This window comes from Lysobacter sp. 22409, assembly GCF_052045105.1.
Lineage (GTDB): Bacteria > Pseudomonadota > Gammaproteobacteria > Xanthomonadales > Xanthomonadaceae > Lysobacter > Lysobacter antibioticus_B.
This window is the reverse complement of sequence record NZ_JBQEOE010000039.1, coordinates 29642-39614: the sequence shown is the minus strand read 5'-3', so window position 1 is coordinate 39614 and position 9973 is coordinate 29642. Positions and strand designations below refer to the sequence as shown.

8 protein-coding genes are annotated in these 9973 nt (G+C 67.9%); 3 read left to right on the top strand and 5 right to left on the bottom strand.

What is annotated here, in order from left to right; translation table 11 throughout:
- Positions 1-125: 125 nt before the first annotated feature.
- Both ACTJJK_RS18120 and ACTJJK_RS18115 read right to left on the bottom strand, forming a co-directional pair.
- Positions 126-1253 carry an inorganic phosphate transporter gene (locus tag ACTJJK_RS18120; RefSeq protein ID WP_031372954.1) on the bottom strand — a complete coding sequence of 376 codons (1128 nt, stop codon included), beginning with the start codon at positions 1251-1253 and terminating at the stop codon, positions 126-128.
- A 10-nt stretch (positions 1254-1263) separates the two neighbouring features.
- Positions 1264-1890 (bottom strand): DUF47 domain-containing protein, encoded by a 627-nt coding sequence (locus ACTJJK_RS18115; protein WP_031372953.1) that lies wholly within the window; start codon positions 1888-1890, stop codon positions 1264-1266.
- A 349-nt stretch (positions 1891-2239) separates the two neighbouring features.
- On the opposite strand from ACTJJK_RS18115, the gene ACTJJK_RS18110 reads away from it, so the two are divergent.
- Together ACTJJK_RS18110 and ACTJJK_RS18105 are read left to right on the top strand one after the other, a co-directional pair.
- Positions 2240-3580, top strand: coding sequence for a hemolysin family protein (locus tag ACTJJK_RS18110; protein WP_051885177.1), 1341 nt, complete (start codon positions 2240-2242; stop codon positions 3578-3580).
- Positions 3564-4259, top strand: coding sequence for an exopolysaccharide biosynthesis protein (locus tag ACTJJK_RS18105; RefSeq protein WP_440730874.1), 696 nt, complete (start codon positions 3564-3566; stop codon positions 4257-4259). The genes ACTJJK_RS18110 and ACTJJK_RS18105 overlap by 17 nt, the downstream gene beginning before the upstream one ends.
- Positions 4260-4411: 152 nt before the next feature.
- On the opposite strand, the gene ACTJJK_RS18100 is transcribed toward ACTJJK_RS18105, so the two are convergent.
- From ACTJJK_RS18100 to ACTJJK_RS18090, 3 genes are all read right to left on the bottom strand, one after another.
- The gene (locus ACTJJK_RS18100; protein WP_223621136.1) at positions 4412-6547 is read right to left on the bottom strand and encodes a putative bifunctional diguanylate cyclase/phosphodiesterase; all 2136 of its coding nucleotides are present in this window, start codon (positions 6545-6547) and stop codon (positions 4412-4414) included.
- Positions 6544-7437, bottom strand: coding sequence for a phosphate/phosphite/phosphonate ABC transporter substrate-binding protein (locus ACTJJK_RS18095; RefSeq protein ID WP_223621137.1), 894 nt, complete (start codon positions 7435-7437; stop codon positions 6544-6546). Before ACTJJK_RS18095 ends, ACTJJK_RS18100 begins: the two co-directional genes overlap by 4 nt.
- A gap of 212 nt (positions 7438-7649) precedes the next feature.
- Positions 7650-8528, bottom strand: a complete 879-nt coding sequence (locus ACTJJK_RS18090) for an RNA methyltransferase (RefSeq protein WP_440730873.1) — start codon at positions 8526-8528, stop codon at positions 7650-7652.
- Positions 8529-8623: 95 nt separating this feature from the next.
- Between ACTJJK_RS18090 and ACTJJK_RS18085 the strand changes: the two genes are divergently transcribed.
- Positions 8624-9442 (top strand): inositol monophosphatase family protein, encoded by an 819-nt coding sequence (locus tag ACTJJK_RS18085; RefSeq protein WP_031372947.1) that lies wholly within the window; start codon positions 8624-8626, stop codon positions 9440-9442.
- Positions 9443-9973 lie beyond the last annotated feature (531 nt).

Here is a 9973-nt window from a genome sequence, read left to right as displayed (position 1 = left end):
CGCCGCCGCACCAACGACGCCACTCGCATAGCATTCGCAATAAACAAACCCCGCAACAAAAAGGCCCGCATCGCTGCGGGCCTTTCGTTATGCACTGACCTGCCGCATCGCGCGACCAACGCGACTCAAATCCAACCGAAGAACCGCATCGCCTCGAACAGCGCGTAGGCGATGCCGCCGGCGGCCGGAATGGTCAGGATCCAGGCCCAGATCATCTTCTCGACCACGGTCCACTTGATCGAGTTGAAACGCTTGGCCGTGCCCACGCCCATGATCGCGGCGGAGATGTTGTGGGTGGTCGACACCGGGATGCCCAGCGAGGACGCGAACATGATCACCGACGCGGCGCTGGTCTCGGCGGCGAAGCCGTGGATCGGGTGCAGCTTGACCAACTTGTGGCCGAGGGTCTTGATGATGCGCCAGCCGCCGGCGGCGGTACCGGCGGCCATCACCACCGCGCAGGTCAGCTTGATCCAGGTGTCGATGTCGTTATGGGCGATCGCATTCGGCGAGGGATGCAGGAAGGCCAGCCATGCCGGCAGATTGTCGAGCGTACCGGCCTGCTGCGCGCTCATCAGCGCCAGGGCGATGATGCCCATGGTCTTCTGCGCATCGTTCATGCCGTGGGCGAAGCCCATGCCGGCGGCGCTGACCAACTGCGCCTTGCCGAAGAAACTGTTGACCCAGCGCGGCCGCGCGATCCGCGCCAGCACGCCGCCGCTGCGCGCCATGAACGAGATGATCGCGAACAGCACGCCCATCACCAGGAAGCCGGCGGTGAAGCCCAGCACCGGCGAGGTGAACATCGGCACGATCACCTTCCACAGCACGCCGGCGCTTTTCCAGATCGGTTCGGCCGGGTGCGACCAGACCACCGCGTGCCAGTTGTTCGAGGCCGCCGCGATGGCCGCGCCGCACAACCCGCCGATCAGCGCGTGCGAGGACGAGGACGGCAGGCCCAGCCACCAGGTGATCAGGTTCCAGATGATGCCGCCGAGCAGCGCGCACAGGATCAGCTGCGAGCCGACCTCGACCACGCCGGCGTCGATCAGGCCCGAGGCGATGGTCTTGGCGACCGCGGTGCCCCACAGGGCGCCGATCAGATTGGTCGACGCGGCCAGGATCACCGCCTGCATCGGCGACAGCACCTTGGTCGCGACCACGGTGGCGATGGAATTGGCGGTGTCGTGAAAGCCGTTGACGTACTCGAAGATCAGAGCCGCGACTATCACCACCAGGACGAGCGTCAGCATCGCGCGCGCCTCAGGAGTTTTTCAGGACGATCTGGTAGGCGACCACGCCGGCCTCGCGGCAGCGGTCGATCGCCTTTTCCAGGATCTCGAAGAACTCCTTGAGCAGGAACATCTGCAGGTTGTCGAGCTGGCCGGAATAAATGTCGCGGTACAGCTCGAGCATCAGCCGGTCGGCCTCGTTCTCGAGCGCACGCAGCTGGTCGTTGAGGGCCTTCATCGGCTCCAGCTTGAGCTGGCGCAGCTGGTGGACCATCTTCACCACCACCCCGGCGGCCTGTTCGAGCATCGCCGCGCGCGGCGCGAAGTCGATGTGCTCCAGATGGCGGGTCGCCAGCGAATAGCGGTCGGCGAACTTCTCGACCTGCTTGGGGATCTTGTAAAGCGCCGAGCTCAGCGATTCGATGTCCTCGCGCTCGATCGGGGTGATGAAGCTGTCGACCAGCTCCTGGCTGATCTTGTCGGAGGTCTCGCGCTCGCGCTGGCGGGCCAGCTTGAACGCGTCCAGCGCCGGCTGGCGGTCGGACTCCTTGAGCATGGCGTGCAGGGCCTTGGTGCTGTCGTGGGCGGCGACGGCGGCCTCCTCCAGCAGGGTATAGAACTGGTTGCCTTGGCCGAAAATGGTCTGCAGGGAAAACATGCTGGGGTGCCTCTGGGCTGGGCCGATACGTGCCGGCCGCGCCGGGCCGAAGGGTTTGCGGGCGCGATTATGACGGTTTGACGCCGCCGCGCCCACCTTGACGGCCGCCCGGGGCGCCCCCAAGACCTGGAAACGCGCACCGATCCTGCCGTCCCGCCCGCCCGGCCTTTCACGAGGGGCGGTCGTGAAGGCCTGCTAAGATCGGCCCCCAGTTCCTTACAGTACGCTCCCCCCAAACCTCTTCCATGGACGACGACCCAAAACCGCCGCCCGGCCGCGCCTCGACGGCCCCCTCCCATCGCGCAGCGCGCTCCTTCCGTGAACCCACCGGCCACAGGAGGCATTGCCGATGCTGGAACTACTGATCGTCATGGCCCTGATCGTCCTCAACGCCTTCTTCGCGATGTCGGAGATGGCGCTGATGACCTCGCGCAAGCTGCGCCTGAAGCAGATGGCCGAGGACCCGGCGCACCCCAGCCGCGGCGCCCGCGTCGCCCTGCAGCTGGCCGAACGCCCCGACCACCTGCTCTCGACCGTGCAGGTCGGCATCACCGCGATCGGCGTGCTCACCGGCACCTTCGGCGGCGAGTCGATCGGCCTGGCCATCGCCGGCTGGCTCAGCGGCGTGCTGCCGGGCGCGGCCGAGTACGCGCGCAGCATCGGCATCGGCACCGCGGTCACCCTGATCACCGCTTCCAGCGTGATCTTCGGCGAACTGATCCCCAAGCGGCTGGCCCTGACCAATCCGGAAAAGATCGCCAGTTCGGTGGCGATCGTCCTGGCCGGCCTGGCCCGTTTCGCCAAACCGGTGGTCGGCGCGCTCGGCGCGATCAATCGCCTGGTGCTGCGCCTGCTCGGGATCAAGGACGACGCCCGCAGCGAAATCAGCGAAGAAGAGATCCGCCTGTTGGTCAGCGAAAGCCACGAGCAGGGCGTGATCGACGCCGACGAGCGCAAGATGATGAATCGCGTGCTCAGCCTCGGCGATCGCACCGCCGAAAGCCTGATGACGCCGCGCACCCGCATCGCCTGGCTCGATGCCGGCGCGAGCATCGAGGACAACCTGGCGGCCATGCGCGAATCGCCGTTCTCGCGTTTCCCGGTCTACCGCGGCAGCGACCAGGACGTGCTCGGCGTGCTCGAAGCCAAGACCCTGCTGCGCAATCTCGGCGTCGGCAATCTGCCGGACCTGTTCGGCCAGCTGACCGAAGCCTTGTTCGTGTCCGAGTCGACCCACGCTCTCAAGCTGCTGGAGATCTTCCGCGAGGAGCAGCAGTCGCTGGCCCTGGTGGTCGACGAATACGGCGACGTCACCGGCCTGGTCACGGTCAACGACCTGATGGGCGCAGTGATCGGCCGCATACAGACCGCCGAGTCCGACGACCAGCCCGGCCCGGTGGTGCAACGCGAGGACGGCTCCTACCTGATCGACGGCGCCCTGCCGGTGGAAGAGCTGCGCGAGGTGATCGGCGGCGGGCGCCTGCCCGACGAGGACGAGCACGATTTCCACACCGCCGCCGGCATGGTGATCGCCCACTTCGGCCGCATCCCGCACGTCGGCGAGCACTTCAGCTGGCTGGGTTGGCGGGTCGAGGTGATCGACCTCGACGGGCCGCGCATCGACAAACTGCTGTTGCACCGCCATCTGCCGAAACCGCCGGAGTCCAGCGACGATGACAGCAGCGGCTGACAACGGCCCCGACGGCGAAGACGACCAGCCGTCGCGGGGCCGGCGACACGGTCACAAGCCGCACGAGGCCGGCACGCGCGCGCTGCTCGATGCCATCGTCGCCGGCGATCCGGAGGAAGTGGTCAAGTTCGGCGACGTGATCGCCGGGCTCGGCAACCGTTCCTTCGGCATGCTGCTGTTCGTGTCCACCCTGCCCGCCTTCATCCCGATCCCGGGCGTCGGCGGCGCGATCAGCGGGCCGTTGGTGGTGCTGGTCGGGCTGCAGTTGCTGATCGGCCTGCGCAAGCCGTGGCTGCCGGGCTTCATCGCCCGCCGCGGCCCGCACCGCAAGGCGATGGGCAAGTTCCGCAATCTGCTGGCGCCGTGGCTGAGCCGCCTGGAGCGGATCGTCAGCCCGCGCGCGCCGGCCATGCTCGATCATCGCGCCGCCAACGCCTTCACCGGCTTGCTGCTGGTGCTGCTCGGCATCCTGCTGTCGCTGCCGATTCCGCTGACCAACTTCCTGTTCGGCGCCCTGCTGCTGTTGTTCGCGTTCGCGCTGCTCGAACGCGACGGCAAGCTCATGGGCGTGGCCTGGGTCGCCGGCTCGATCGCGGTGGCGGTGTTCGGCATTTTGTCCGGCAGCCTGGCCCAGGCCCTGGCCGAGTGGATCGCCCTGGCGCAAGACAAGATCGGCTGAAGCGCAGCTTGCGTCGAAGCGCCGCGATGGGTGTCGGGCGGCGTAGCGCAGGTCATCGATAAGGCCGCGACGCCGAGGTCGCGGCTTGCGTCGCCCCTGCCCCGGGTTGCCTGGCTTTGGAGGGCTGACCGACATTCGCCGGTCGCGCCGCCTCAGCTCATCAACAGCGCCAGGAATTCCTCGGTATTGACCGGGTGACCGAGCCAATAGCCCTGGGCGAGATCGCAGCCGCGCTCGCGCAACACCGCGTACTGGCCCTCCTTCTCCACGCCCTCGGCGACCACGGTGATGCCTAACGAATGCGCCATGGCGATGATCGCCGTGGTCAGCGCCAGGTCGTCCGGGTCGCGCAACACGTCGGCGATGAAACTGCGGTCGATTTTGACCCCGTCGACCGGCACCCGGCGCAGATGGCTCAGGCCGGAGAAGCCGGTGCCGAAATCGTCGAGCCAGACCTTGACCCCGCTGGCGCGCAAGCGCGCCAGCAGGCTGCTGGCATGGATCTCGTCGCCGATCACCGCCGTCTCGGTGAGCTCCAGATGCAGATGCGCGGCCGGCAAACCGGTTTCCTGCAGGCAGGCCGCGACCACGTTCGGCAGGTCGCCGCTGCGCAACTGGCGCGGCGAGACATTGACCGACACGAACAGCGGCTCGGCGCCGGGCCGCGCGCGATGCCAGGCGATCGCATCTTCGCAGGCCGCACGCAGCACCTGCGGGCCGAGGGTTTCGATCAGCCCGCTCTGCTCGGCCACGTCGATGAACACCGATGGCGCGATCAACCCTTGCTCGGGATGCTTCCAACGCAGCAAGGCTTCGGCGCCGACCATGGCGCCGTCGGCGAGACGGAATACCGGCTGATAGACCAGACTCAACTCGCCGCGATCCCAGGCGCCGCGCAGCTCGTGCTCCAGGTGCACGCGGCGCTCGACCGCCTGGTCCATCGCCCGGCTGTAGAAGCGGTAGCAGTTCTTGCCGGCGACCTTGGCCTGGTACATGGCGATGTCGCCGTTCTTCATCAGCGCGGTCGCACCGGACGCATCTTCGGGATACAGGGTCACGCCGATCGAGGTGCCAAGGAACACTTGGCGGTCGTGGACCACGATCGGCTGGCCGAGTTCGCCGACCAGCACCTCGGCCAGATGGGTCGCGACGGTGCGCGCCTCGCCGTTGCGCTCGCGGCTGCCCTCGACCAGGATCACGAACTCGTCGCCGCCGAAGCGAGCCAGCAAGGCGCGTTCGCCGCCGATGCGCTGCACGGTTTCCTGGATGCGGTTGGCGAACTGCAGCAGCACCTCGTCGCCGGCGTCGTGGCCGAGGGTGTCGTTGACGCGCTTGAAGTCGTCGATGTCGGCGAACAACAAGCCCAATTGCCCGCTGTCGCCGCGCAGGTGCAGCAGGCGCTGGTCCAACACTTCGCGGAAGGCGAGCCGGTTGGCCAGGCCGGTCAGGGCGTCGGTATAGGCCATGCGGCGGATGTCGCGGTCGTGCCGGGCCAGGCTCTGGCTCATGCGGCCGAAGGCCTGCATCAGGTCGCCGACCTCGTCGTTGCTGTGGGCGGCCGGCGGCGCGCTGTCGAACTGGCCGTTCTCGATGGTGTGGGCGGCATCGGCGAGTTCGCGGATCGGGTTGACCAGCCAACGCTGGATCAGCCACAGCATCAGGCCGCCGAGCGCGAGCAGGCCGACGCTGAGCACGCCGACCCAGAACAACTGGCGGCGGCCGAGGTCTTCCAGGCGCTGGCGCACCTTGTCCAGGGCGGTGTCCTGGTAGGCGCGCATGGCCTTGAGGTCGTAGCCCACGCGCACCCCGCCGAGGCGTTGCTGGCCGACCTTGATCGGCGCGGACACGTCGAGCGTGGTCTCGCTCCACTGGGTGGACAAGGCCTGGGCGGTGATGATCTTGGCCGCCATCGCATCGTCCATGCGCTTGCCGTAGCTGGGGATCTCTTCGTTGCCGTCGTGGACGATGTTGCCTTCGTTGTCGTAGACGATGACGTAGCGCACGCCGGGATTCATCATCGCCGCGCGCCCGAGCTCGCCGATGGCGTCCAGGTCGAAGTAGTACAGCGGATTGGTCAGCGAGCCGGCGAGTTGGGTCACCTCGCCCTCGCCGTGCCGGCTCAGGCTTTCGGCGATGGTGTCGCGCATCGCCTCGCGGCTGATGCCGACGACTTCGCTCTGCATGCGCTCCTGGCGATTGAGCAGCATCAGGATCAGGGTCACCACGACCAGGAAGGCCACCGCCATGATGGCGAAGAACTTGACCTGCAAGCCGGCGCGCAGATTCATTCGACCTCCGCGCGCACGCGCGCGACACCGTCGGAAATATGTTCGAGCGCGCGCTGCGAGGCCGGGTCGATCGGCATGAAGCGGGTGGTCTTGAAGAAGCGCAGCAACGCCTCGCCGGCATCGGGATCGCCGGCGGCCTCCAGCAACACTTCGCGCAGGCGGGCGGCGACCTTCGGGTTCAAGTCGCCGCGCACCAGTTCGAGCGCGCGCGGGTAGTCCTCGCTGCGGCCGATCACGACCAGGTCGCGGCGGAAGGCATCGGGCACGCGGCGCGGGTTGTCCCAGTCCAGGTTGCTCATCACCCCGGCATCGACCAGGCGCTTGTGCACCCAGGTCGAGATGTTGAGCTCGGACCGCGCGAACAGATAGCCGACCGCGCCGCGGTTGATGCGGTCGGTCGGCGACAGCAGGATCTCCAGCGACAGACCGCGTTCGAGCAGGGCCGCGGCCGGCACGAAATAGGCGCTGGTCGAGGACGGGCGCTGGAAGGCGACGTTGTGCCCGCTGAGGTCGTCGAGCGAGCGCAGGCCGCTGTCGCGGCGGGCGAAGAACACGCTGTGGTAGTGGCTGACGCCGTCGCGCTCGGTCAACAGCATCAGGCGCGCATCGGCGCGCTGGTGCAGCAGGACCGCGGTGCCGGCGGTCTCGGTGACCCAGTCGACCCGGCCGCGGCGCATGTAGCTGCCCATCTGCTGGGCGTCCTTGGCCATCAGGATGCGGCCCTCGCGGATGCCGACGTCGGCCATGCGCGGGATCACGTAGTCCAGCAAGGGCTTGAGTTGCTCGTAGTGGGCCTTGGGATCGTCGCTGATCCGGCCCAGGACCAGGACGTGGGCATCGGCCCCGTCCTTGTGCCCGTTTTCGGTCTCGTGGGCCGACGACACGGCCACGGGAGCCAACGCCCCGGCCAGGACGAGCCCGAACAGCAAACCGAGAAACCGCGTACTAGCGATCAACAGCCTTCACCTGGTCGGATTGCCAACGCAGCGTAATCGAAACCCGGGGCCGACCGATACCTCGTCGCGCCGGCCGCCGATGGCCCCCTCGCCCGTGCTGCCGAATCGCTGTCACGGATGCCGCCACCGGCAGGCTCGACCCGGCTTCAGCGGCGCTGCCCGGCCAGCATGGCCATGCGCTCGACATCGGCCAGCACGCCGCGCAGCAGGCGCACTTCGCGCTCGTCCAGGTCGGCGCGCAGGAACAGCCGGCGCAGCTTGCGCATGGCCGATTCGGGCGCCCGGCCCTTGTGGAAATCGATCGCATCCAGAGCCTCGCCGAGCTGGCTGAAAAAGCCCTCCAGTTGCGCGTGCGAGGCCGGCGGGTCGCGCCGTTCCGCGCCGCCGCCGGCGTCGGCCGCGGCCAGGGCGGCCATGCGCAGTTCGTAGCTCAGCACCTGCACCGCGGCACCGAGGTTCAAGGAACTGTAGTCCGGGTTGGCGGGGATATGCACGGCGGCATGGCAGAGCTGCAGTTCGTCGTTGTCCAGACCGGTGCGCTCGCGGCCGAACACCACCGCGACTTCGCCACCGCTGCGGGCCAGCGTGTCGACCCGCGCCGCGGCGTCGCGCGGCACCAGCTCTTCCAGGGCGATACGGCGGCTGCGCGCGGTGCAGCCCAGGACCAGGTGGCAGTCGGCCACGGCGGTGGCCAGGTCGGGCACGATCACCGCCGATTCGAGCAGGTCGTCGGCGCCGGCGGCCATCGCGTAGGCGTCGCGGTCCAGGCCCTTCTCGGGCGCGACCAGGATCAGCCGGCTCAGCCCCATGGTCTTCATCGCCCGGGCCGCCGAGCCGATATTGCCGGGGTGCTGGGTGCCGACCAGGACGATACGGGTGTGAGCGGCGGCCGGGTCCGGCGCCGTGGCTGCGGGGCGGCCCTCGCAGGCCGGGTCCGGCTGCGGATGGCCCGGGGTGCCGGCCGGGGAATTGATCGGATCGGGCGCCTCGGGGGGCGCCGCTTCATTGCGGAGATCGGGGTTCATGCGCAGATGGTAAACTCCCCGCCCCGGCCAAAGCGCCGGTCCGCTCTTTACCCCCGTCAGTCCTGCCCCACCTCACACGCTCGAGGCCGTACGCCATGCAGAAACCCGCCGTCACCCTCATGGTCAAGGCCGCCCGCGCCGCCGGTAACGTGTTGCTCCGCCACATGCACCGGCTGGATGCGCTGAACATCGTCGAGAAGGACCGCATGGACTACGCGAGCGAGGTCGACAACCTCGCCGAAGCGGAAATCATCAAGGAATTCCGCCGCGCCACCCCCGACTACGCCATCCTCGGCGAGGAAAGCGGCCCGATCGGCCAGGCCCGCTTCACCTGGGTCATCGACCCGCTCGACGGCACCAGCAACTACCTGCACGGCATCCCGCATTTCTGCGTGTCGATCGCCCTGTGCGAAAACGGCGAACCGATCCACGGCGTGATTTTCGACCCGCTGCGCAACGATCTGTTCACCACCAGCCGCGGCAGCGGCACCCAGCTCAACGAAAAGCGCGTGCGCATCGCCGAGCGCAAGGACCTCAACGGCGCGATGCTGATCACCGGCTTCCCGCCGCGCGAACGCGCGCGCACCAGCGCCCACCTCAAGTGCCTGGACAATCTGCTCGTCGATGCCGAGGACGTGCGCCGCACCGGTTCGGCCGCGCTCGACCTGGCCTACGTCGCCTGCGGCCGCGCCGACGCCTACTTCGAAGCCGGCGTGAAGCCCTGGGACATCGCCGCGGGCGCCCTCATGGTGCGCGAAGCCGGCGGCAAGATCTCCGACTTCAAGGGCCGCTCGACCGGTCCGATGGACAACCGCGGCCTCGCTCCGCGCCAGATCATCGCCGGCAACCTCAAGATCGCCGACGCCCTGCAGCACCGCATCGTCAACACCGGCTACGCGGCCGCGTTCGACTGAGCCGCGCCTGCTCATCGCAACAAGAAAAAACGCCGCGAGAGATCGCGGCGTTTTTCGTTGTCGGGCGGGCTCGCGGAGGGCGCGCGCCTGTCGAAGGCCTGCCCGTAAACTTACAAAGGCTCCGCCTGAATCAAAAGGCGATGCTCCCTCCCCGGTAGGAGCGACGCAAATCGCGACCGCGCAGTTCGCGGTTGTTGCGACTCTTGCCGCAGAGCGACGAAGCAACATCAAGAACAAAGCTTCCGTCCGCTAAAGCGGCCGGGTTACTTTCTTTTGCTAGCCCAAAAGTCCGCCTGGATTCCCTTCGGTCAAAGCTAACCAAAGAGAGGCCTTTCTTGACGAAGCTCCCCTGCGAGTACGCAGCTGGCGCCGGGATTTTTCGATAGGACATCCTTGTCCGATCGAAAAACGGCGCACGTCCTGTGCGCCGCCCTCCGGGTCTGCGGTTGCATCGTGAGTTCGGAGCTGCGCCAAGCTCTCTACGGCTACGGCTACCGCAACCGCAACGACTCCTCTTTCGGGTAGGAGCGG